This window comes from Leptospira licerasiae serovar Varillal str. VAR 010, assembly GCF_000244755.1.
In the GTDB taxonomy this organism is placed as follows: Bacteria; Spirochaetota; Leptospiria; order Leptospirales; family Leptospiraceae; genus Leptospira_B; species Leptospira_B licerasiae.
This window is the reverse complement of sequence record NZ_AHOO02000005.1, coordinates 1,110,410-1,132,241: the sequence shown is the minus strand read 5'-3', so window position 1 is coordinate 1,132,241 and position 21,832 is coordinate 1,110,410. Positions and strand designations below refer to the sequence as shown.

The 21,832-nt window shown below is 40.7% G+C and carries 22 protein-coding genes; 13 read left to right on the top strand and 9 right to left on the bottom strand.

Annotation, left to right across the window (positions count from 1 at the left end; all coding sequences use genetic code 11):
* Positions 1 to 35 precede the first annotated feature (35 nt).
* The 4 genes from ppk1 to LEP1GSC185_RS05765 are packed head-to-tail and all read left to right on the top strand — an operon-like array spanning position 36 to position 4,654.
* Positions 36 to 2,165 (top strand): polyphosphate kinase 1, encoded by a 2,130-nt coding sequence (ppk1, locus tag LEP1GSC185_RS05780; RefSeq protein ID WP_008594414.1) that lies wholly within the window; start codon positions 36 to 38, stop codon positions 2,163 to 2,165.
* 2 nt (positions 2,166 to 2,167) lie between these two features.
* Positions 2,168 to 3,586, top strand: a complete 1,419-nt coding sequence (locus tag LEP1GSC185_RS05775; RefSeq protein WP_008593996.1) for an FAD-binding oxidoreductase — start codon at positions 2,168 to 2,170, stop codon at positions 3,584 to 3,586.
* A 4-nt stretch (positions 3,587 to 3,590) separates the two neighbouring features.
* A complete protein-coding gene (locus LEP1GSC185_RS05770; RefSeq protein WP_008595429.1) occupies positions 3,591 to 3,947 on the top strand; it encodes a hypothetical protein in 357 nt (118 codons plus the stop codon).
* Positions 3,944 to 4,654, top strand: coding sequence for a lysophospholipid acyltransferase family protein (locus LEP1GSC185_RS05765; protein ID WP_008593554.1), 711 nt, complete (start codon positions 3,944 to 3,946; stop codon positions 4,652 to 4,654). The genes LEP1GSC185_RS05770 and LEP1GSC185_RS05765 overlap by 4 nt, the downstream gene beginning before the upstream one ends.
* Positions 4,655 to 4,670: 16 nt before the next feature.
* On the opposite strand, the gene LEP1GSC185_RS05760 is transcribed toward LEP1GSC185_RS05765, so the two are convergent.
* The 3 genes from LEP1GSC185_RS05760 to LEP1GSC185_RS05750 all read right to left on the bottom strand — a co-directional run bounded on the left by LEP1GSC185_RS05760 (position 4,671) and on the right by LEP1GSC185_RS05750 (position 7,314).
* Positions 4,671 to 5,303, bottom strand: coding sequence for a hypothetical protein (locus tag LEP1GSC185_RS05760; protein ID WP_008595032.1), 633 nt, complete (start codon positions 5,301 to 5,303; stop codon positions 4,671 to 4,673).
* A gap of 164 nt (positions 5,304 to 5,467) precedes the next feature.
* Positions 5,468 to 6,085 (bottom strand): response regulator, encoded by a 618-nt coding sequence (locus tag LEP1GSC185_RS05755; RefSeq protein WP_008594323.1) that lies wholly within the window; start codon positions 6,083 to 6,085, stop codon positions 5,468 to 5,470.
* 356 nt (positions 6,086 to 6,441) lie between these two features.
* The gene (locus LEP1GSC185_RS05750; protein ID WP_008594664.1) at positions 6,442 to 7,314 is read right to left on the bottom strand and encodes an alpha/beta fold hydrolase; all 873 of its coding nucleotides are present in this window, start codon (positions 7,312 to 7,314) and stop codon (positions 6,442 to 6,444) included.
* 90 nt (positions 7,315 to 7,404) lie between these two features.
* Between LEP1GSC185_RS05750 and LEP1GSC185_RS05745 the strand changes: the two genes are divergently transcribed.
* From LEP1GSC185_RS05745 to LEP1GSC185_RS05720, 6 genes are all read left to right on the top strand, one after another.
* Positions 7,405 to 9,747, top strand: coding sequence for an ATP-binding protein (locus LEP1GSC185_RS05745; protein ID WP_008595772.1), 2,343 nt, complete (start codon positions 7,405 to 7,407; stop codon positions 9,745 to 9,747).
* A gap of 22 nt (positions 9,748 to 9,769) precedes the next feature.
* Positions 9,770 to 11,287 carry a hybrid sensor histidine kinase/response regulator gene (locus LEP1GSC185_RS05740; RefSeq protein ID WP_008594772.1) on the top strand — a complete coding sequence of 506 codons (1,518 nt, stop codon included), beginning with the start codon at positions 9,770 to 9,772 and terminating at the stop codon, positions 11,285 to 11,287.
* 12 nt (positions 11,288 to 11,299) lie between these two features.
* Positions 11,300 to 12,289, top strand: coding sequence for a phosphotransferase (locus tag LEP1GSC185_RS05735; protein ID WP_008593779.1), 990 nt, complete (start codon positions 11,300 to 11,302; stop codon positions 12,287 to 12,289).
* 1 nt (position 12,290) lies between these two features.
* Positions 12,291 to 13,016: an NTP transferase domain-containing protein gene (locus tag LEP1GSC185_RS05730; protein ID WP_008595063.1), complete on the top strand. Its 726-nt coding sequence runs from the start codon at positions 12,291 to 12,293 to the stop codon at positions 13,014 to 13,016.
* Between the two features lie 411 nt (positions 13,017 to 13,427).
* Positions 13,428 to 13,994, top strand: a complete 567-nt coding sequence (locus tag LEP1GSC185_RS05725; RefSeq protein WP_008593957.1) for an RNA polymerase sigma factor — start codon at positions 13,428 to 13,430, stop codon at positions 13,992 to 13,994.
* Between the two features lie 12 nt (positions 13,995 to 14,006).
* Positions 14,007 to 14,585: a ClpP family protease gene (locus LEP1GSC185_RS05720; RefSeq protein WP_008594880.1), complete on the top strand. Its 579-nt coding sequence runs from the start codon at positions 14,007 to 14,009 to the stop codon at positions 14,583 to 14,585.
* 164 nt (positions 14,586 to 14,749) lie between these two features.
* Here LEP1GSC185_RS05720 and LEP1GSC185_RS05715 read toward each other — a convergent pair whose 3' ends face one another.
* From LEP1GSC185_RS05715 to LEP1GSC185_RS05705, 3 genes are all read right to left on the bottom strand, one after another.
* A complete protein-coding gene (locus tag LEP1GSC185_RS05715; RefSeq protein WP_008593787.1) occupies positions 14,750 to 15,649 on the bottom strand; it encodes a hypothetical protein in 900 nt (299 codons plus the stop codon).
* A gap of 269 nt (positions 15,650 to 15,918) precedes the next feature.
* On the bottom strand, positions 15,919 to 16,260 hold the full coding sequence (locus LEP1GSC185_RS05710) for a hypothetical protein (RefSeq protein ID WP_008595168.1): 342 nt from the start codon (positions 16,258 to 16,260) through the stop codon (positions 15,919 to 15,921).
* Between the two features lie 60 nt (positions 16,261 to 16,320).
* On the bottom strand, positions 16,321 to 17,661 hold the full coding sequence (locus LEP1GSC185_RS05705) for a glucose-6-phosphate isomerase (protein ID WP_008593943.1): 1,341 nt from the start codon (positions 17,659 to 17,661) through the stop codon (positions 16,321 to 16,323).
* Positions 17,662 to 17,796: 135 nt separating this feature from the next.
* On the opposite strand from LEP1GSC185_RS05705, the gene galK reads away from it, so the two are divergent.
* The 3 genes from galK to LEP1GSC185_RS05690 all read left to right on the top strand — a co-directional run bounded on the left by galK (position 17,797) and on the right by LEP1GSC185_RS05690 (position 20,162).
* Positions 17,797 to 18,960 carry a galactokinase gene (galK, locus tag LEP1GSC185_RS05700; protein WP_008595473.1) on the top strand — a complete coding sequence of 388 codons (1,164 nt, stop codon included), beginning with the start codon at positions 17,797 to 17,799 and terminating at the stop codon, positions 18,958 to 18,960.
* Between the two features lie 151 nt (positions 18,961 to 19,111).
* Positions 19,112 to 19,531 (top strand): STAS domain-containing protein, encoded by a 420-nt coding sequence (locus tag LEP1GSC185_RS05695; RefSeq protein ID WP_008594332.1) that lies wholly within the window; start codon positions 19,112 to 19,114, stop codon positions 19,529 to 19,531.
* A gap of 10 nt (positions 19,532 to 19,541) precedes the next feature.
* Positions 19,542 to 20,162, top strand: coding sequence for a uracil-DNA glycosylase family protein (locus LEP1GSC185_RS05690; RefSeq protein ID WP_008595363.1), 621 nt, complete (start codon positions 19,542 to 19,544; stop codon positions 20,160 to 20,162).
* On the opposite strand, the gene LEP1GSC185_RS05685 is transcribed toward LEP1GSC185_RS05690, so the two are convergent.
* The 3 genes from LEP1GSC185_RS05685 to LEP1GSC185_RS05675 form a co-directional block, all read right to left on the bottom strand.
* Positions 20,152 to 20,910 carry an AraC family transcriptional regulator gene (locus tag LEP1GSC185_RS05685; RefSeq protein WP_008594463.1) on the bottom strand — a complete coding sequence of 253 codons (759 nt, stop codon included), beginning with the start codon at positions 20,908 to 20,910 and terminating at the stop codon, positions 20,152 to 20,154. The genes LEP1GSC185_RS05690 and LEP1GSC185_RS05685 overlap by 11 nt on opposite strands.
* Positions 20,903 to 21,184 (bottom strand): helix-hairpin-helix domain-containing protein, encoded by a 282-nt coding sequence (locus LEP1GSC185_RS05680; protein ID WP_008595465.1) that lies wholly within the window; start codon positions 21,182 to 21,184, stop codon positions 20,903 to 20,905. Before LEP1GSC185_RS05680 ends, LEP1GSC185_RS05685 begins: the two co-directional genes overlap by 8 nt.
* 72 nt (positions 21,185 to 21,256) lie before the next feature.
* Positions 21,257 to 21,832, bottom strand: a complete 576-nt coding sequence (locus LEP1GSC185_RS05675) for a hemerythrin domain-containing protein (protein WP_008594279.1) — start codon at positions 21,830 to 21,832, stop codon at positions 21,257 to 21,259.

Sequence of the window (21,832 nt, the reverse complement as noted above, 5' to 3'; positions counted from 1 at the left end):
TCCATTTTAAACCAGAAGAAAGTAGGACTAAATTAGTGGCCCAAAAGATAAAATCTCCAGAAACCCAAACCTTAGGAAGTGGAGGAAATGGAAACAAGGGACCGATCCATATCGGTAACTCCGATATCTTTTTCGATCGGGAACTCTCCTGGGTGGATTTTAACAAACGGGTTTTAGAAGAAGCGAACGATCCTGAAAATCCGCTTCTGGAACGTCTCAAATTTTTATGCATCACTGAATCCAACTTGGACGAGTTCTATATGGTCCGCGTCGCTGGTTTAAGAAACCTATTGGCGGAAGGTAACGACGAAAAAAGCCTGAACGGCCAAAGAGCTTCCGAGATCCTGACCGAGTTATCCAAAAAAGTGAGAAGTTTCGTAAACGTTCAATACGAAACCCTGACCCATACTCTGGAGCAGATGAAAGAGAATGGTATACATCTTATTTTAAATCCGGACGAATTAAATAAAAACGAAATAGAAGATATCAAACATTATTATAAAGAAGACGTATCTCCTATCCTAACGCCTCTTTCGATAGATCCTTCGCACCCGTTCCCTCACATACTTAATAAATCCTTAAACTTAGCGATCGTCCTCTCGACGGACGACGAAAAAACAGGACTTAAAAAAGATCTGTTCGCGGTAGTTCAAGTACCTTCCGTCTTACCCCGGTTTTTACAACTTAAGGGGGAAGGTAAGATCAGAAGATTTTTTCCTTTAGAAGAGATCATAAAGCTACATGTGGATGACCTGTTTTACGGAATGACGGTTAAAGAAGTTTATCCTTTCCGTATTCTAAGGGACGCCGATATCTCGATCGACGAAGAAGCCTCCGTAAAAGACTTACTTATCACTATGAAAAAAGAGATTCGAAACCGTATTTGGGGAGATGCGGTACGAATGGATATTTACGAAGGAACTTCTTCCTTCGTGCGAAACACTCTAAAAGAACTCATGGAACTGCAGGACCATGAAATATTTGATGTGTCTTCTATATTAAATATTAGTGATACAATGTATTTCTACGGATTGGAACATACTTCCAAGTTCAAGTATCCTTTTTTCCAACAGAAGACCACTTTAAAGTTCGAATCTCCCGAGAAAATTTTTGATGCAATCAAAAAGAAAGATAGATTGCTGCATCACCCATACCAATCTTTCGGAGCTATCGAAGATCTACTCAGGATTTCTAGCGAAGATCCGAAAGTTTTGGGAATAAAGATGACCCTGTATCGCACAAGCGGAGACTCTCCTATTATCCAGTATTTAGGGCAGGCCGCAGAAAACGGAAAACAGGTCACAGTACTCGTAGAGTTAAAGGCAAGATTCGACGAAGAACGAAATATCAAATGGGCCCAAAAACTGGAAGAAAGAGGAGTCCACGTAGTATATGGAGTGGTAGGACTCAAGATCCACAGCAAAATGCTCCTTATCGTAAGAAGAGAAGAAGAACATCTAGTCCGTTATGTGCATCTTGGAACCGGAAATTACAACTCTACAACCAGTAAATATTATACGGACCTCAGTTTTTTTACCGTGAACAAAGATATCACGGAAGACGTTTCCACCATATTCAATACGATAACTAGTTACGCAAAGATGCCTTTCTTGAACAAGCTGGCAGCTTCTCCGCATAACTTAAAAACGGTATTCCTGAATCTGATCGAAAAGGAGACCGAAAATGCGAAAGCAGGAAAACCTGCGCGTATCATTTTCAAGATGAACAGTTTAGTGGATCCCCATATCATATTAGCAATGTATAATGCTAGCCGGGCAGGAGTGATCATAGAACTGATTATCCGTGGGATCTGTTGCCTAAAACCCGGGCTTCCTGGGATCTCCGAAAATATCACAGTGATCTCCATAGTAGGAAGATTTTTAGAACATACGCGTATCTATTATTTCCTTTCAGGCGGAGAAGAAAGTATCTTCCTCGCTTCCGCAGATTGTATGCCTAGAAACTTTGAAAGAAGGATCGAGGTCTTATTTCCAATACTCGAACCTAAGAACAAAGACAGGATCAAAAAGATCTTAGACGTTCAGATCAGGGACAATGTAAAGGCCAGACTTCTTTCCTCCGATGGGATCTATCGCAAAAGAGAACGAGTAGAAGGCGAAAAACCTGTCGATAGCCAGATCGAAAGAATGAACTTCACGGAATAAATATGAGTATTAGCCAGGAAAATAAAAATAAACTCAAGTCCCTATTGGGAGAAGAAAGGGTTTTTTTCAGGGATGAAACCCGAATGGATCAAACCACATTCCTTTCTTTCGGAATGGACAGGACAAAAGTATATGTTCCGGATTACGAAATTCTAACATTTCCTAAAAACACGCAAGAAGTTTCGGAAATTGTAAAGTTCGCATTCGAGAACGATATTAAGATCGTTCCATCCGGAGGAAGGACCGGTTACGCAGGCGGAGCAGTAGCTAAATCCGGAGAAATAGTGATCTCTCTTACTAAAATGGATCAAGTTTTGGATTTCGATCCGTTCTTCGGCTCCTTAACCGTACAAGCAGGGATGATCACAAAAAACCTGCACAAAGAAGCGGAAGAGAGAGGATTTTATTTTCCTGTAGATTTTGCCGCCACAGGCTCTTCTCATATAGGCGGAAATATTGCGACTAACGCAGGCGGAGTCCGAGTAGTTCATTACGGATTGATCCGCCAATGGGTCTTAGGACTAAAAGTAGTAACCGGAACGGGAGAAATCCTCGAGTTTAACGGAGAGATCCTAAAGAACAATACCGGCTACGATCTCAAACATCTATTCATAGGCTCCGAAGGAACATTGGGGATCATCACCGAATGCACCTTAAAGCTTACTAAAAAACCGGCGGACAATCGGATACTTTTCACTGCAGTTCCTGATTTTCCTTCCATATTAGAATTATTTAAAGAAACTCATAATATGTCTCTGCCCATTCTGGCATTTGAGTTTTTGACCAAATATTGTTTAGATAAGGTGATGGACCATTTAGATGTTCCGGATCCTTTTCCCGAAGCAAGTCCATATTATGTTTTAATGGAATTCGAGATCACCGAAGAATCCGACGATGATAAATTATTCTCATTTTTAGAGACCATTATGGAAAAAGGTTATGTTTCCGACGGAAGCCTTGCCCAGAACTCCAGACAAGCAGAGACCTTTTGGAAATACAGAGAAGGTATCAGCGAATCCATTTCCATAGACTATACGGTTCATAAGAACGATATATCTCTCCCTTTGCGAAATATGAATCCTTTCTTGGAAGATATGCAGGCTTTACTTTCCTCCAAATATCCAGGTTTTGAGATTGCACTTTTCGGTCATATCGGAGATGGAAATCTTCACTTGAATATAGTAAAACCGAAGGATCTTTCGGACGCGGAGTTTTTCTCCCAATGCAAAAAAGTAGACCCTTCTATGTTTGAACTATTACAAAAACATCATGGATCGATTAGCGCGGAACATGGGATCGGTCTTTTGAAAAAAGACTTTTTACATTTTTCTCGTTCTTCCGCCGAGATAGAAGTGATGAAAATGATCAAAAAAGCTTTAGATCCTAAAAATCTTTTGAATCCGGGGAAAATTCTCCCCTAAGGTCATGAAAAGAAAACTATCCGGTTTTTTTAGGTTTCTAACCGTAATTACCTGGATCGTATTTGCGGGTCTTAGTTATATAAAGTCGGAGCCCGAAGTTTGGATCCCGACTTATCTAACCGTGAGCCTTTTATATTCTACTGAATGGTACTCCTATTTTCATGATCAAGGAAGAAGGATCTTAATCGCCGGTTTAGGAAAATCGATCGGTATAGGATATTTTGTTTGGGGGTTTTATAATTTTTTAGACAATCCTAAACCGGATCTGGATTCCGAAGTTTTCAAAGATAGTGTCGGGCTCACTCTGTCATCCGTTTGGCTCTTCCTGCTACCTTTTTTCCAAGGGAGAAACAGAGCATGAAGATCGCGATTTTTTCATTCCTTGCCACCACCATATTAAAAATTATTTATATGACCGTTCGCTGGACAGGCATACATGTCCCAAAAAAATCGGAAGAGCTACTTCTCCAAAAAAAAGGTTTCGTTCTTGCGCTTTGGCATAATCAAATCCCGTTCATTATAGATTTTACATATAAATTTTACGTAAAACGTTACGGCTTAGAAGTTATCCCAATGGCCTCTCAATCAAAAGACGGAGAATTAGTAACTAGAGTGATCGCTCATTTCGGAATGAGACCAAAAAGAGGTTCCAGTAAAAGAGGAGGAGCTTCCGCGCTTAAAGCATTGGTCCAAGACGCTAAAAAAGGAAGTATCAGTCTGATCACCCCCGACGGCCCCACCGGCCCAGTTTATACTCTCAAACCGGGGATCATCCAATTGGCATCCTTGACGGGGTTTCCCATATTATCCTATTACGCTAAGTATGACCATTATAAGATCGTACAAAGTTGGGACCGGACTCCTGTTCCAAAACTGTTCTCAAAGGCTGAATTTTTTATATCGGAACCGTTTTACGTTCCAAAACTAAAGGGTGAAGGAGATCTCGAAATTTGGAGAAAAAAATTCGAGACATTCATGTTGGATCAAATAGGAATTTCCCAGCAAGAAGCGGAAAATTTACGGGAAGAGGTAAGGCTCGCAGCGGAAACTAAAAGAACTCATAAATAAAATTAAGAATTCCTAATTAAGCTACTCTTAATCTGTAAAAACTCCAGTGAACTATAAAGATCCTGGACATCAATAGATATAACGCCTTTCCGTTCTGTTTGGATTCTACTGCGGATTCGAAAGCGGAGATCAACTCTCTTAAAATTTCTCTTTCTCCCAAGTCGGAAACCAGCTCCAAATCGATGGAAGCTAAATTCTCGTCTTCGGGAAATTTAAGATCGTTTGATTCTAGAAGTATTTCTAAAAGTTTTTCCGCCTCTATAAGTATGGATTCAACGGTTTTATCCGGTTCTTCCGGTCCGTTTAATAAAGAATATATCCCGTCGGACAATTCTAATATCAAACCGCCGATTGCAGAATCTTCGCCATTCTCGAATGTGTGATTGACCTGGTCTAATTTTTCTCTCAATAAGGATCTTACTTGAGAAAAGGAGTTTGCAGCATATTGCATTTCTCCCTCGTCCATGGATTCCTCGAAACCCTGTAACCAATCAGGCCCCGTAGGCTCGAAGTCGTCCCAATCAGCCCATAATGACTCGCAAGCCAGAAAGACCTGATCCGTAGTACTTCCAACATGTTTGTAAGTGGATACTACTACAGCGAGACGAGCCAGAGCTTCGGACCATTCCGTTTCTCGGATCTCCATCATGCCGTATACCATACACTAGTAACAATTCGATGAAAGCAAGTTTCCTGAGAATTTTTAATTAACTAAGTTTTTATTCAAAACTACTATAAAACTAATCATTCGGTGTCGCAAAAACTAATGAGTACTGTCACAGTAAAATTAGACACTTTGGGTTAGTGATATTTTTAGAAGCGAGAATACTTACGGACCAGATCTACCCTCGAGTTTACCTGTAATTTTTTGAAAATACTTTTGATCTGGATCCGAACAGTACCTTCTTTAGTTCCAAAGTTACGTGCGATTTCTTTAGTTCTATAACCGTTGATTATATGATCCAAAATTTCTCTTTCTCTTGGAGTTAAAGAATGTGTCTCTTTGGTCGGAGGTTTTCTAAAAAATGAAATCACTTTTGCCGCAGCACCCGGAGAAAGTATTCCGCCTTCTCTCATCACCATTCTCGCTACTTCTTTTATATCTTTTAGATCCTTTTTAAGAACGAATCCGACTGCGCCTGCCTTCATAGCCTGTATCAAAGCATCATCGGTATCTAACGTAGAAAGCATAATATATTTAGGATCGTTATCAAAATCGGACCTTTCTTTTATATAGTCTATCCCTGATTTTCCAGGCAGGACTATATCCATAAATACAAGATCGAATTTATCCCGATGATTTTGCGATAAGTCTTCGGTAGAAGAAAAAACTTCTACCTGATCTACTTCTTCCATCACGGAGAGAGTGTTTGCACAAGTCTGAGCAAACTCGGAATTATCTTCAACTATAGCGATCTTTACTTTTTCCATTTTTTTATCCGCCAACCGGCCCCTTGTATTACGGTTTTTTGATTCTAATTTCTATATTCGTTTTTCAAAAAACTCGGACGAAGGTGCGGAAAAATTTTTTAATTTTATATAATATGATCTGGATCAAGAGTTGATCCGATTTTTTTGAAATAATATTATTCGAAATTTTTTCATGGATTTTTTGCAATTCATGTGTCTGTCTTTTTCATTTTATAGATAGGCTTTACGAAGAGAGAAGTAGAAATAAAGAGTATTATATTTTTATAATTAATAATTTATTTCCAATCGTATCCAATATTTGATAACGTCTCTTCTTCTCCCCCATTCGAGGAATAAAGATCAGTTAACATTGATCCTCAAAGCCAGGAATTGATCTTCTCGGCGACTTCTTTCGGTCTTTCCATATGGAGAGCGTGTTTCGCATTCGGGATCCAGACCAGTTTGCTTCCCTTTAAATAAGAATGTAATTTTTTCACCATAGGAGGATCTGTGATCGGATCTTCCGTCCCGGAAATGATCAGAGCTTTTTGGGAAACTACGGAGAGTTTTTTACCTAGAAAAATTTCTTTTTCTCTGTCCAGAGTGTTTTCCGTTAAGAATTTGTGGGCTAAATTATTCCACTGACTTAGCAGAGCCCTTTTGGCGATACAGCCTAATTCCGGAATATTCTCCTGATACAAAGCGGTAAGAAGCCTTTCGATCTCTTCCGTTTTAGATGGAAAGAGTAATTTCCTCATTTCGTCTCTTTGTGGATGCGGAATTCCGCCGGGAGAGAGCAACACAAGTCTCCGAACCCTTTTTTCTTTTTCAGAATCTCGAATTGCGATCATCATCGCGATCAAAGATCCCATAGAATGTCCCGCCAAGACCAGATCGTTTAACACGAGTTTGCGGATCGAATTGTAAAGAAGATCAGCAAATACGTCAACTTGGTACAAATATTTCACTTTAGGAAGAGGACTTAATCCAAAACCCGGCATATCCGGAACCAAAAGATTGAAGTCATTTCGTAAAAAAGGAGCCAGTCTCCTGAATCCTGTGGCAGAATCCAGTAGTCCGTGTATGAAAAAAAGAGTTTTGTCGGAACCTTGGGCAGAAGGTCTCTTTAAGAAGAAAATTTTGTGCCCGCCGAGGTCTACATGAAGGCGCTGAAAGCCCAGTTCCTTCTCCATAAACTTAATTTTTTGTCTGGTATAATTTCGAAGAAAAAGTTCGTATACAAAATCCATAGATTGGGTCAATGATTCCCTCTCTAGTCGAATCTAGCAAGGAATCCAAATCAATTTTGCGATCTGGAATTCCGATATTATGTACAATTCATGAAGAACCGGGAATTAGTTCTATTATTAGAAAAGGCCTTCTTTCCCGCCCAGGAAGGAATTCTAATCTTAGAACCCGGGAGTTATAGTATACTCGGTTCAAATCCTAAGGCATGCTCCATCTTAGGATACGATCCGGATGAATTAAATACACTTAGCCTCAGCGACCTACTCGCTCGACCGGACAGCATCGGGAGTTACGGGAACGGAGCGGAAGAATTAGGCATCTCTCTCCTCTGGAATTTGAGGAAAAGGAACGGATCACTTCTTCTCGCCGACTTTACGATCAACGCATTCTCCGAAACTCCAAACTCACCTTTAATTTTTCATATCTACCAAAGATCGGAGATCAGAGAGATAGAACTCAGATTATATTATCTACAAAGTATTCTGAGGTCTCTCCGACTTTTAAAATTGAATTTAAGATCTCTCCGTTTGAGTTCGGAGAGCACACTCTTCCAAAAGATCTGCGATACCCTTAAGGAAAATCCTCATTATAGTTTGGTCTGGGGTTTTTATAGAAGAGAAGACGGAACCGATCAGATACTGATCCAATCCGATCTAGATTCTAAGTGGAGAAAAAATTTAGAATCCGCTTGGGAAGAAAAAAAATCCAAATCTCCTTTCGAAACTCTTATAGAAGGAAAGGAACAATTCCATATTCATGAATTCGGTTCCAATGTATATCCGGAATGGGAAGAAGCGTTAGTCGCAAAAGATTTCAAACGGTCTTTAAGCCTGATCATTCGAGAGGAAGGTAAAATTATAGGCGGGATCCAGATCATTTCTAGAGAGAACATGGCATTCGATTCCGGTGAGAATTATCTGTATTTCGAGATAGTGGAGGATCTTCTTTCTTCTCTTCAATATTTAAGGATCGAAAAACAAAGAAGGGAAACCGCAAAAATCCTACAATTCCAAGGCGCACTCTTAAATTCACTGGAAGTCCCTCTTTTATCAACGGACGACGAAGGATTTATCACTTATGTGAACAATAATATCAGCACTCTATTAGGGATTTCTAAAGAAGAGATCATTGGAGTCCAGGTCAGGGAACTTTTAAAATTAGAACCGGAAGCTATGGATATGATCCTTTTGGGTTCCAGGGCGGAAACCAGGATCACGATACGCGGCAGGCATGAAGTCCCGTTCTTATTAGCTTCTTCCTCGTTAAAAGACGATTATGGGAACAGGATCGGGACAATCTTACTTCTTTTAGATATTTCCGAACAAAAGAAGAATGAAGAGTTGATCCGCGCCTCCGAAATGAAACTTCGGAATTTATTCGCCTCAATGAATAACGGGATCGTAATATTAGATCCGCAGGGGAAAGTACTGGAAGTAGCTCCCATTCTGAAATTTTATCTATTCCAATTCTTGAATGTGGATGTGGAGGACGATTTCCCTTCCCTCTTCCCTGAAGAAGCTCAAAAAGGTATTTTGGTCAAATTGGAAGAATGTATCCGCACACAAAGAGCGGCCTACTTCGATTTCTCGATGGTATTGTTGGGAGAAGAAGAAAATTACTTTTCTATAAAGTTTCTTCCTCTCAAAAAATACCAAGATCTCCCTGTCGCTGCAATGTTAATATTCTCGGATGTGACCCAAACAAAGATATTGGACAGACAATTGTATGAGACCGCAAAATTCGCCTCGATCGGAGAGATAGCGGCAGGTATCGCTCACGAGGTCAACAACCCGCTCCAATCCAGTTTATTATATTTAGAAGATCTTTTAGAACATGAAGATCCGGACCCGATTGAAAGAAAAAAAGTCTACAAAAGAATTGAAGGAGCCGCTTTAAGGATCAGAGATCTAATCAAAGGCCTTTTGGACTTGGGAAGAAGAGCGCCTAGGAAAAAAGAATTGGTCTCTCCTTATTTTATCCTTCTAAGAGCCTGCGAGCTCATCGAAGTGAGTTGTAAAAAGAATGGAATCGAATTGAAACGAGTCACTAATCCGGAACTTCCTCAAATCCATGTTGCTTGGCAGGAAATCGAACAAGTATTGATCAATTGTCTAGTAAATGCAGTTAACGCAATTTCGGAAATGGAACATAAACCGACCACTCCATTAATACAAGTTTCCGCACGAAAAGAATTATATTTGAACGGAGAGATGGTGAGTTTTACCATTCAAGATAACGGTCCCGGAATGAACGCCGAAGTCGCAGAAAAGGCCTTTCTACCTTTGTATACGACCAGGAGAACCAAACAGGGAACAGGACTTGGATTGACTATCTCTCAGCGGATCATCACCGATCACGGCGGGACCATTCATTTGGAATCCAATCCGGGACAAGGCACCAAGGTCACTGTCCGAGTGCCTGTAGGAAAGGTATGATGAACTTATTCTTTAAAATTATATGACAAGGGAAAGAAATCCCAACGTCCTGATCATCGACGACGAAGCGGAAATCAGAACCGCTCTGGAACGAGTGATCTCTAGAGAAGGATATCACGTCTTTCTTGCGGAGGATTTTGAATCCGCAATGAGGATTGTGAGAGATTACGCGGTAGATATCGTAATTTCAGATATTCTAATGGGCGGCAAAGATGGGATCGAAGTCGCAAGAGAGATCAAAAAATATAATTCTAATATTCCCGTCATACTTATTACAGGCAACCCTCAACTTCATACTGCGGAAGAAGCTCTTAGAAATAGAGTATTCGATTATATTTCCAAACCTGTCAGTAGACAAAACATTCTAGCCGCTCTGGAGAATGCCCGTAAAGAAAAAGAGGATAGAGATAGAAAATCCAAAAAGATCCTGAAAGCGGTCCGAGAAAAAACCCATCTTGCACAACAATCCAAAGATTTAAATTATCGTAATAGTTTAATCTTAGAAACTACCGGCGACTGCGTGATCACTTTGGATGAAGATCTATTGATCCGGGGAGCGAACGAAGCTGCCGTCCGAAATTTCGGATATGAAGAGAATGAGATCGTAGGACAAAAGATCACACTTCTGATCTCTGAAGAGAACACAGAGGCGTATCTGGAAAGGATCGCTCATTTGATGAGCCGTAAATCGGATCATAATATAGCAAGATTGCATAATGCGGAATTGATCAGTCGAAACGGAGAAAAATTCAATTTCGATATTTCGGTATGTAGATACGAATTGAACGGTAAAACATATTATACCGGGATCGCAAGAGATATCACTCAAAAGAATATCATCTCCGAAAAACTCATTGATGCAGAAAGAAGAGCGTTCTTAACGACAATCGCATCTAGTATCGGTCATGAGATCAATAACGCACTCACAGCCATCCAAGGATTTATAGAAGTTGCAAGACTTCCGGATGCCGACGAACCGATTAAAGACAAAGCAATCTCGGTCACTTGGAACCAGATCACCAAACTGAAGAATCTCACTTTCAACCTATTACAACTCGGAAAACCTGGAGATTCAGGTAGAGACAAAGAAGATCTGGATCTAAACGAAGTAGTGGAATCCGTAATAGAGGTTTTCAGAAAGACAACCCGTTTAAAATATTGCGAGATCGTATTTAATAGAAATTCCGAAAGAACATCCGTACATTCTAACGCGGATCAATTGAGTCTTTTATTCTCTAATATCTTTTTAAATTCAGCGGATGCAACGGATAACAAAGGAAGAATTGAGATCTCTGTGGGCGAAAAAAATCATCATCCAATGGTTAAGATCAAGGATAACGGGATCGGGATGAGCAAAGATATTTTGAATAAAATATTCCAACCCTATTTCACTACTAAAAAAACCGGCCAAGGTACAGGCCTTGGAATGTTCGTAGCAAAAGAGATAGCTGACGTGTTCGGAATTAGAATAGAAATCGATTCTGAGCCGGAAAAAGGCACCGAATTCCGCTTGGTCTTTCCGGACAAATTGCAGAACTAGCCATACGTGGCTATGAACGAAGTTTTAAGCGAGATAGATTTTCGCTTCCTTGCGATAGACGGAAAATTTCCTGAAAAGATAGACTCAATCAATCCGGAGGCTTCCGCACGCAGATATTATCGAGCAACATATCCGGACAGTTCTACAAAGATATTATGCAAAGACCAAGTCTTTCAGCACGACTTTCAAGAAGTGGGCCATTTTCTAGAACACCACGGTTTCAAGGTACCTAAAATATATAAGACAGATATATTCAATAAGCTCATGCTTCTTTCCGACGAAGGAGATTCCGATCTAAGCTCTATCCGAGAAGACGCAGAATACAGGACCTACTTAGTAAAATCTTTGGAAATTTTAGTCTCCCTTCAAAAAACCAGGCCGGAACCTCCTGTTTCCACTCGGGAGTTCGACTATGAAAAATTGAATTTTGAAAATAAGTTTACATTTTCTTCATATATAAACTTCTCCGAGATGTTTAAACTTAAGACAAAGCTCAGACCTGAGGTGGTTTTTTTTCTGGAAGAAGCTTCCGGATTTTTAGCGGAGTATAAGGAGAAGGTATTCTGTCATAGGGACTTTCACGCTCGAAATATCATGCTTTCCCCTACTGGAGAGTTGACTCTGATCGATTTCCAGGACGCAAGAATGGGAACTCCATTTTACGATCTTTCCAGTCTGTTATACGACGCTTATAGGCCGATCCCATTTGCAATGAGACAGGGACTTTTTCTACTCTTTCTAAAACTAAGCGATAATAGATTCAAAAAACCGAGAGAATGTTATTATTTGCAGTGTTTACAAAGATCTTACAAAGCGCTAGGATCTTATTTTATGTTGGTGGCGGATAAGAAACAGGATAAATACAGACAGAGTGTATTGAACTGTTTGGATAATCTATTAGAGATCGTTCAAGTAGGACTTTTTCCGGATCAATTGTTCTTATTCTTTCATCTTTTAAAAAAAGAATTATCCGATAATACTCTATTTTTGGAAAAACTCTAGGATGAAGGCATTTTTTCCATGTGCGGGTTTTGGGACCAGAATGGGAGAATGGACCAAGTCGCTCCCTAAACCTATTTTAAAGATCAATAATATTCCTCTCATCTATTATTCTCTATTTCATGCAAAATCCTGGGGCGTAGAAGACGGAATCTTAAACCTACATTATTTAGGCGAGAAAATCCAAGAAGAGTTAAAAGATTTTAAGGACTTCCGACTACATTTCTCGATGGAAACTCCTGAAATTTTAGGAACCGGCGGCGGAATTCGCACAGGGATCGATAGATTCTGGAATTTACAGGACGACTTTTTAATTTTAAATCCGGATTTTATTCTTTTTCCAGAGCCTGGATTTAATCCCTGGCCAAGCAAAGAAGATCAAAAAAAGTTCGACTGTATATTATATTTAGCTAAAATTCCCGAAAATGCAAATTACACAGGCCTGAGCTTACATGCCGATTTAGTCCGATTCGAAGTGGGAGGATATTTTTATTTGGGACTTTCTTGGATGAAAGCAGAATGTCTTTCCGATCTGGAACCGAACAAAACTTATGATCTTGCGGATACGTTTCGTAAACTTTCCGCCCAAAACAGACTCGGCGGTAAAATTTTCCCAGGCAGATTTTTGGATCTGGGTGAAAAGCAGTTTTATGAGAAATATAAGGATACCGATTTTTCGGATCGGCTTTCGGCGAATTGGATAGAGTTCAAAAACAGAATTTCTTCTTAAACTTTTTCTAATTTATATAAAGAATTTCCGCTATTTGCAGATTTTCTTTGAGATCGGTAGCGAATTCTTTTTTCACACAGAGTCACGAAGACACGGAGGTTTTAAGACTACTTTATTCTGAGTAAGCGCATTGTCCGAACTCCAACACATCGGCCATCATATCTCCGCGGCTCTGTGCCTCTGTGTGAGAAAAATAAAAAAATCAAAATTGGGTCCGGGGTTCGGAGCAAAAAATTTCCCCCGGAGAGGGGGTAGCGGAAGACGCGTTTCGCGGCTGAAGCGAGGGGGATACTTCCCCCTCTCCAACATCGCGGTTTACGGCCCCTTTAGACCGGGGTCAAGAGTCCCGAAAATGCAAAAATAGTTTAGATCCGTACACCCCAAAATGGAAACTGGGACCCTCTAACAGATATGCGCGATTTTAAAGTACTAGTTACAGAAGCTTCCAAAGGAGAAGAACCGGCTTGGACGGAGTTGATGACCCGTTTCGAAAAATACGTAAGTAGCCAGGCCATCAAACGGATCCGAGATCAATCCAAGGCGGAGGACCTTAGCCAAGAAGTGTTTTTAGAAGCTTGGAAAGTTCTTCCAACGCTACGGCAACCGGAAGCGTTTCCCTTCTTACTTAGAAGGTTGGTGCTGAAACATTCGGATCGTATCTTAAGAAAAAAAGATCTGCTTGGGACAGAGTTAAATCCGGAGATCACTAAAGCTGCCCCTCGCTCCGGGGATAGTTGGAGGACGGAAGTCTTGGATGCGTTAGAAGAACTTCCGAACGAAGAAAAACAACTTCTGAATCTGAGATATTTCGGTGAGATGAGTTACGAAGAGATCACCGAAAAAACAGGCATCCCGATCGGTAATCTGAAAAACCGTTTGAGAAGAAGTAGAGAATTATTACGCAGACAACTTTTGAATAAATCGGATAGAAAAGATTGGTTGGAAGTCCTACATGGACCTATGGCGATCGCTTCCTGATTGGAGAATAGAATGACCGATACTTTAGTAGAACCGATCCAATTTCCTGGACTTCGCTTAGAGGACAACCAGCTCAAGGAGAGAAAAATTTTTCTTTGGGGGCAAGTGGACGATCTTTCTGCAAAACATGTGGTGGAACGTCTATTATATCTTTCTAATCAAGATCCGGAGAAAGATATCACTCTTGTGATCAATAGCCCTGGAGGCGCCAACACTTCCGGTATGTCTATTTTGGACACGATGGATCTGATCCCGAATGATGTAAGCACAGTTTGTATGGGACTCGCTGCAAGTTTCGGTGCTCTACTTCTTCTTTCCGGAACAAAAGGTAAAAGATTCGCATTCCCTCATAGCAGGATCATGTTACACCAACCTCATGTCCCCGGAACTTATCAGGCAAAGGCAACCGACATAGGGATTTTTGCTTCGATGATCGAAAAGGATAAGAAGGAGATCAATCGTATCGTTTCCGAAAGGACCGGCCAACCTTTAGAAGTGGTGGAAAGGGATACCGACAGAGATCTTTGGCTCACTCCAACTGAGGCACAAATTTACGGAGTGATCGACGGAGTTTTGGAAAACTGGAAGTAAGATGAAGTTTGTTTAAACCTGAGGTTTTCCTAATCTAAACAAAGGTATGTTCCGATGTAAGAGGTACAAGTTCTATACGATCACCGGAAAGACGAACAGGTTTATGAGGGTAATATGTAAAATGAATCAAAATTTTATAATATAACAGGAATTGTCTGCTCGATCTATAACTTCAAATAGCCCGACAAACACCAAGCACAAACTTCTTCAGTAAATGGGAGATCTTTCGCTTTTGCAACCACATCTTGCGGAACGGTATGAAAGAAGATCCTATCATCCACCGTCCTTCCACAGATCTTACAGACCGAGATCTTCCATGGAGAAATAGTTTCTCCGTCCTTTTCTTCTTGGGAATGAAAGCGGAAAGGTCGAACATCTTCGTCATTCTCCAATTTGTTCCTAAGAGAAAGAAACCCCTCGCCGAAACCGATCTCTAATCGAAATACATGTTCTCCTTCTGCCGTATCGAATCTAAGAAGGTTCGGATCTAATCCTATTTCCTTAAATTGTAATATAGCTAAAGCGATCCCTATCTCTCTGCCTTCTTCATCGAAAGGATAATCTTCGTAGTATTCGGAAAGATCTTGGTAGGACTTTGCTCTGGAAAGATATTCAGTCAGCGCTTCTTCCGCTTCCGAAGTAATGGGAGCTAAATTCGCGATCTCTAAGGAGATTCCCGAACCGGAATGGTGGATTGTGGTCCTAAGTACGGCCCCTTCTCCTTTTAATCGATTCCTTAATTTTAGCGGATCGGAGAAGTCCCAATTGGTCTCAAATTCAGCTTCTCTTTCAGTCAAGGATTCCGAACTCAGAGGATCCCAGCCCTTCTCCATATAGTAGGAATTCCTACAATTCTCTTTGAATGCCATTTCTAAAAGGGAATAAACCAGAGAGAGAGAAGGAGGAAGAATATCCGTTTTTTGATAATATTCCAAACAGAACCGGAGATAATTCTCCACGTTGGATTTATAATATTGGGAAAGCACAACTCCGTGAAGGACGATCTTCTTTCCGAGTTCCATTCCTCGGATCAAACGTTCCTTTTTGGTTAATTCTATTTCCATCCGCTTATGGAGTTCTGGCTCCCCGCAAAAGTATCGGGAGATTTGGGTCTCTGTCTGCCTTTTTTTATCGATCTAAAATTGAAAAAGAAACCGGTCCCCGGCGAAGGGCCTAAACCCATAACCTGGGACCGGCTAAATTGGTGCTATATTGGATGGGAAAATATTACGAAAATGGATCTCCGAAAATTCTATTTTGAGCGCAAAACTAGGTACGCATAAACTCTGAAAGCGAAGTACGGCTAGAGGCCATACGGCTTTCGAATTTTAGATTAAGAAAGGAATGGTGGAGGGATATTCAGCAGATGCTGAGACAATAATTTATTGTGTTGGAATTGAAACCTATCCTGGCGGGAAGGATTTGAGTTAGAGAGACCGGGAGTATGTATCTTAGAAGCTAAAAAATCTCCCCAAACCGTTTCCGAAGGATCGGAGGTTTCGGCGAGATCGCTTAATTCTTCTATATCGGTCTCTTGTCCGATGATTGTTTGTGATTGGTCGGACTTCTTCCCGGGATAAGGGCTGTTGGATGGTCCGGAATGTAGAAAGAATAATAGAGTAAAAAGGGCTAAGGAAGCCGAAACGAACCTTAATTTTTTTCCTCTTAGGACCATACTGAATCTAATCCGAAACCTGAACGAATCTCTGTCAAGCTTTTAGAAAAACCTTTTTTATTAGACTCCCTTTTTACGAAGGGATTCTCTTAAACTTTCAAAACCAGGTTTTCCAAGTAATGCGAACATATTTTTTTTATAAGCTTCTACTCCAGGCTGGTCGAATGGATTTACACCCAGCACATTCCCGGAGATCCCACAGGCTAATTCAAAAAAATACATAATTTGGCCTAGACTTTTAGGGCCCGTATCCGGAAACAAAATCTCCAAACATGGTATTCCGCCTTCCGAATGTGCCACTAAAGTGCCAAGAAATGCCTGTAAGTTTACTTCCTCTAAGTTTTTAGAAGCTAAGAAGTTCAGGCCATCCAAATCGTCGCTGTCTTTGGGAACCAATACCGTTGCTCCGGCATTTTTGGAATAAAGCACAGTTTCGAAAATATTACGTTCCCCCTCTTGCAGGTATTGCCCTAAAGAATGTAAATCGGTAGTCAATTCGACGGAAGCAGGAAAAATCCCCTTACCTTGTTTGCCTTCACTTTCTCCGAACAATTGTTTCCACCACTCGGTTAAAGTTCTGATTGAAGGATTATAATTCGCAATGACTTCGATCTTCTTTCCGGACCTATAAAATAGATTTCTGTAAGCCGAATAAATACATGCAGGGTTTTTATGCGGAGAAGTTTCCGAAATCAAAAAGTCAGCCGCTTCAGAGAACCCTTCCCAAAATGAAAATATATCCACCCCGGAAGCAGCAATCGGAAAGAGTCCAACGGGTGTCAGAACGGAATATCTCCCTCCTACGTTATCCGGAATAGAAAAGGTCGTAAATCCTAACTCATCCGACATTTTTCGCAATGCGCCTTTGGAACTATCGGTTGTTGCGACTACTCTATCTTTTGCCTTGGCTCCGTATTTTTTTTTGGTAAGATCCCAAAGTAAACGAAATGCCAAAGCAGGTTCGGTTGTAGTTCCGGACTTGGAAACCACATTGATGGAGAACTCCTTGTCCTCCAAATATTCTAAAAGTTCGGAATGATAACGTGCGTCTAAATGATGACCCGCATAAACGATCTCGGGCGATCCTAGACTTGGAGTTTCGAAATATGGTTTGGAAGCCTCGATGACCGCTTTGGCTCCTAGATAAGAACCTCCGATTCCGATCACAACTATAGTCTCGGATTGTTTCCTGAACCTTTGAGCCTCGGAGTGAATTCTTTCTAATTCCGATTTTTGGATCTCTTTTGGAAGTCCAACCCAGCCTAAAAATTCGGAGCCTGGGGATTTTCCGGCGAGAAGATTTTGTAAAGCGAACCCCGAATCTTTTAATAAGAGCCTATAGGTTTGGAGATCTGCAAACTCCGAGGCAAATCTATCGTTTATTTCTAAAGAAAAGGCCATCGGTATTCCTCAAAATCGGACATCCGAGACAAATTACTTATGTTAATTGGAATAGCAAGGAAAAACGAAATAATCCAAGCTGCTAATTTTCCAAAATCCCTTGTAAGTATTTAAGTCTTAGATTTTATTTTCAGAATGACTCTTTCAATCCGAGAGAATCTTTCCGCTTCTCTTTCTAGTATTTTTCCGAACGTTCCTAACCTTGGTACGATTCGATTTTTCTCCGCCCCAGGTAGAGTAAATATTATTGGCGAACATGTGGATTACGCAGGAGGTATAGTATTTCCTGCTGCAATCGATTTCAGAACGAACTTTGCAGTTCGGACCAACGGCCTCGGTCTCTTTAGATTGTACTCCTTGGATTTCCAATCCGAATTTGTAACAAAAGACCCGATCTATTCCGAAAAAAATCCATGGGCGAATTACATTTTAGGAGTGGTCTCGGAAGCCCTTAAGTTAGGCTTAAAGGTAGAAGGATTCGATCTTGCGTTTACGGGAAACATCCCGCAAGGAGCCGGACTTTCTTCCTCAGCGGCAGTGGAAGTGGGGACAACATTTGCTCTTTCTAAAATTTTCTCTTGGGACATCAGCAAGGAGAAGATCGCATTACTTGCTCAAGCTGCGGAAAATAGATTTGTAGGTGTTAACTGCGGGATCATGGACCAGTTCGTGATCGCTGTGGCCAAACCTTCTTCTTGTATTTCCTTAAATACTGAAAGTTTGGAATATTCTTATCATAGTCTGGATCTTCCCGGTCACGAATTCTATCTGATCGATTCGAACGTAAAACATAGCCTAAAAGAGAGTGAATACAATGACAGAAGAAAGGAAGTAGAATCCGCGACTTCAAAATGTAATAAAATTTCTCCTCAAGTCCGAACATTAAGCCAAGCGGACTTCTCCCTTATAGAAAAAGCAGGACTCACTCCTTCCGAATTCAAAAGAGCCACCCACATCTTAGGAGAAAGATCCAGAGCTCAAAACGTTATCCGCTCCTTAAAGGATAAAGACGCAGAGAATGTAGGAAAAGAACTATTCGCATGTCACGAATCTCTTTCCAAAAACTTCCAAGTATCGTGTGCAGAGACAGATTTTATAGTAGAATGGTTTCGTTCCGAAAAAGTGTTGGGGGCCAGAATGATAGGGGGAGGTTTCGGAGGTTGTGTCTTAGTCTTGGACAAAGAAGGTAGATCTTCTTCCTTATTCTCTAAACTCGAAAAGGAATACTTCCAAAAATTCGGACTAAATGCAAAGATATATAAATTTTCCATCTCGGAAGGCGTAAGAGAAGACTATTGAAGACCCTTAAGAGATAAGTATTTTTCATATAAAAAGCGAGGACGATGTATTCTTCTCATTTCAAGATCGTTGAAAAAACGGGATAAAATCCTTGCAGAAACCGCTAGTACTTCGATAGTCTTCGCAATCGGTAAAAATAAGCGACCACACTATGGCAGATACTCCTTGGAACCTGGACAGTAAAGATTTCGATCATGATGCACCCGAGTTAGGTGTATTTCTTGATCAGGACAATATTCCGGATGGCCTTCCTAAGGAAGCTGTGGTCGTAAAAATTTCAGGCGAGATCAATTTATATTCCGCGCAGATAATGAAAGAAAGATTCTTTCATCTACTAGATCGGGGATTCATTTATCTTCTAGTGAACATGGAAAATGTAAAGTATATAGATTCTTCCGGATTGGGAGTTTTTATGGCGACACATTCCAGACTAGTCAAGAGTGGCAAGGGCGGTATCGCAGTCTTCTCCCCTTCTTCTCAAGTGAATAAAATTTTAGAACTGACCAAATTAAAAAGTCTGATCCGAGTCGGCAGCACTTCCAAAGAGGCTTGGAAACTTTTATCACCTTGATCCGTTTCGGATGAACGATTCTCAAAAATTCAAAAAACATCTAGATACGTTAATTCATTGCAGACTTTGTCCGGACATGGTGGGCAATCCTGTGCATGGCGGTATTCCAGGCGCAAAGATCATGAGCATAGGACAGGCTCCAGGGATCCACGAAGAAAAATTCGGAAAACCCTTCGCTTATACAGCAGGTAAAACTTTATTCAAATGGTTTTTATCCATTGGAATAGAAGAAGAAATCTACAGATCCAAAGTGAATATGGCGGCAGTATGTAGATGTTTTCCCGGCAAAGCAAAGAGCGGAGATAGAAAACCGAATCCTTCCGAAGTGGAGAATTGTTCTAGGTATATGCGCTTCGAAGTGGAATTTAATCGACCTGAACTCATCATCCCCATCGGCAAATTGGCGATCGATCAATTAGTGGAAAATAAAAAGTACAAACTGGATGAGGTCATAGGTAAGAAGTTTAAAAAAAACTTTTACGGAGTAGAATTGGATTGGATACCTTTACCTCATCCATCCGGACTAAATGTTTGGAATCATACGCAAGAAGGTAAAATACTGATCGCAAAATCCCTGGATTTGATCCGAAAACATCCTTCGATCAAACGAGAATTTTTTTCTAAAAATTAAGCTCAAATCGTGCGCCAGCATTTTGACGAAACCATTGTTTCGGACTAAAACCGGTCTTCTTTTTAAATTCCCTAATAAAATGCGCCTGGTCGTAATAACCGGCTTCTAAAGCTAATTCAGTCAGGCTGGAAGAAGAATTATAAAATCTGAATATATTTCTGAATCGCACCAGTCCGGCATACTCTTTCGGACTTAGACCTACTCTGGATCTAAAACCTCTTTCCAAGCTACTTTGGCTTACTCCCAAATCTTCCGCCAAACCTTTGATCCCGATCTCTCCGAAAGAGGATTTGATCCTAAGAACCGCTTCTGAGACAAATTTTTCCTTTTCTTCTCTTAAAGGAAGAATGTGCCGAAATTTTTCCAAGGTCCGAGTTGCCTCCTGCCCTTCCCAATCCGCTTCTTCGCAGTCCGCAATCAATCGGGAAATCATATCTTTGGAAAACAGATCCTCTAAAGACAAACTACAATCGCTGATCTGGTCCATCGGAAGAGAGATCATTCTGGAAAGAACTAAAGGAGAAATATAGACTAAAAGTGATTTTGTATTTTTTTCGGAAAAGAATGTCCTGGGGCCTCTTAAGATCCCTGTGATCCCTGCCTTGGAAAGCGTCTTGGACTGTTTATCCCAATGTAAAGAAATCCTTCCCTTGGTTTGGACTCCAATCACACATTCTTCTCCAGGAAGAACCGTGTAAGTTTCGGGAGATTCCTTATGGCTCCAGGAAATTCGAACCAACTCAGACAAGCTGTTTGTCCTTCCAGAACCACCATTTCATTTTTTCAGGTTCGGGATTGGGAGTTGCGGAAACGTAAACGGCACAACGAAATACGTACAACATACATGGATCTACTTTAGTACCTTGGTATTCGCAAATCTCTTCGTACAATTTTTCTGGATCTAATTTAGCAAGTTCCGCTCTACTGCGAACTCCTAGATTCCAAAGATCTTCCGCGATCACTTTGCCCACTCCGGGAAGAGTGCGAAATTCTTTTAATATCTCGGATTTATCCGACTTCATAGAAGGATCTTATAAGAAGTCGGTCCGAAAATCAAGTGAGTAACTCGGTTTATAAAGAAACAATACCGTGGTTCAAGTAAAAGTTTTTAACATTTCCTCGAATCTATTTTTGATCGGAGTCGGAACATTCGGGATCAAATATTTGGCCCAGATCTTAAACTCGTCTCCACCCAAGGAACTCATAATCTCTTTTTGGTGATCGTCAAGCTCAGGATCGGAAAAATATAAATGCAGACTAACTTGGGTTTCCTCTTCTTCCCTGGTCATATGAGAGAAGTAATCCGTTTGGAAACGAATTAGTTTCGTATAAAATTCCTCTGCGAGGACCGGAGCCTGTTCGCCTTCTTTTTTGATCCGATCTAAAAGAGAATCCAGCTCTACTATTTTTTTTTCCAGATATTTATGTTCTTCTTTATCTTTGAGAGAAGCTTGGGGGTCTTTTTCTTCTAAATGTTTTAAACTCACTCCTTCTTCATCTCTTGCATGGATCTTTAACATTTGAAAGATCTCTTTACCCAATTCGAAAAGTTGAGTCACATCTCTCGGATCGGAATAATTCGTCCTACCTGCTTCTTGTACTAATTTCGAGATCCCGTAACGTAGAGCCTTATGAGGGAAATCGTATACTTTCTTACGGTTGTTTTGCAT

Coding starts and splice junctions, on each gene's coding strand:
- LEP1GSC185_RS05740 (WP_008594772.1), top strand. CDS start 9,770: ATGACAAGGGAAAGAAATCCCAACGTCCTGATCATCGACGACGAAGCG.
- LEP1GSC185_RS05750 (WP_008594664.1), bottom strand. CDS start 7,314: ATGGATTTTGTATACGAACTTTTTCTTCGAAATTATACCAGACAAAAA.
- LEP1GSC185_RS05675 (WP_008594279.1), bottom strand. CDS start 21,832: ATGCAAAACAACCGTAAGAAAGTATACGATTTCCCTCATAAGGCTCTA.
- galK (WP_008595473.1), top strand. CDS start 17,797: ATGACTCTTTCAATCCGAGAGAATCTTTCCGCTTCTCTTTCTAGTATT.
- LEP1GSC185_RS05765 (WP_008593554.1), top strand. CDS start 3,944: ATGAAGATCGCGATTTTTTCATTCCTTGCCACCACCATATTAAAAATT.
- LEP1GSC185_RS05770 (WP_008595429.1), top strand. CDS start 3,591: ATGAAAAGAAAACTATCCGGTTTTTTTAGGTTTCTAACCGTAATTACC.
- LEP1GSC185_RS05735 (WP_008593779.1), top strand. CDS start 11,300: ATGAACGAAGTTTTAAGCGAGATAGATTTTCGCTTCCTTGCGATAGAC.
- LEP1GSC185_RS05715 (WP_008593787.1), bottom strand. CDS start 15,649: ATGGAAATAGAATTAACCAAAAAGGAACGTTTGATCCGAGGAATGGAA.
- LEP1GSC185_RS05775 (WP_008593996.1), top strand. CDS start 2,168: ATGAGTATTAGCCAGGAAAATAAAAATAAACTCAAGTCCCTATTGGGA.
- LEP1GSC185_RS05755 (WP_008594323.1), bottom strand. CDS start 6,085: ATGGAAAAAGTAAAGATCGCTATAGTTGAAGATAATTCCGAGTTTGCT.
- LEP1GSC185_RS05760 (WP_008595032.1), bottom strand. CDS start 5,303: ATGATGGAGATCCGAGAAACGGAATGGTCCGAAGCTCTGGCTCGTCTC.
- LEP1GSC185_RS05680 (WP_008595465.1), bottom strand. CDS start 21,184: ATGAAGTCGGATAAATCCGAGATATTAAAAGAATTTCGCACTCTTCCC.
- LEP1GSC185_RS05695 (WP_008594332.1), top strand. CDS start 19,112: ATGGCAGATACTCCTTGGAACCTGGACAGTAAAGATTTCGATCATGAT.
- LEP1GSC185_RS05720 (WP_008594880.1), top strand. CDS start 14,007: ATGACCGATACTTTAGTAGAACCGATCCAATTTCCTGGACTTCGCTTA.
- LEP1GSC185_RS05725 (WP_008593957.1), top strand. CDS start 13,428: ATGCGCGATTTTAAAGTACTAGTTACAGAAGCTTCCAAAGGAGAAGAA.
- LEP1GSC185_RS05690 (WP_008595363.1), top strand. CDS start 19,542: ATGAACGATTCTCAAAAATTCAAAAAACATCTAGATACGTTAATTCAT.
- LEP1GSC185_RS05745 (WP_008595772.1), top strand. CDS start 7,405: ATGAAGAACCGGGAATTAGTTCTATTATTAGAAAAGGCCTTCTTTCCC.
- LEP1GSC185_RS05710 (WP_008595168.1), bottom strand. CDS start 16,260: ATGGTCCTAAGAGGAAAAAAATTAAGGTTCGTTTCGGCTTCCTTAGCC.
- LEP1GSC185_RS05705 (WP_008593943.1), bottom strand. CDS start 17,661: ATGGCCTTTTCTTTAGAAATAAACGATAGATTTGCCTCGGAGTTTGCA.
- LEP1GSC185_RS05730 (WP_008595063.1), top strand. CDS start 12,291: ATGAAGGCATTTTTTCCATGTGCGGGTTTTGGGACCAGAATGGGAGAA.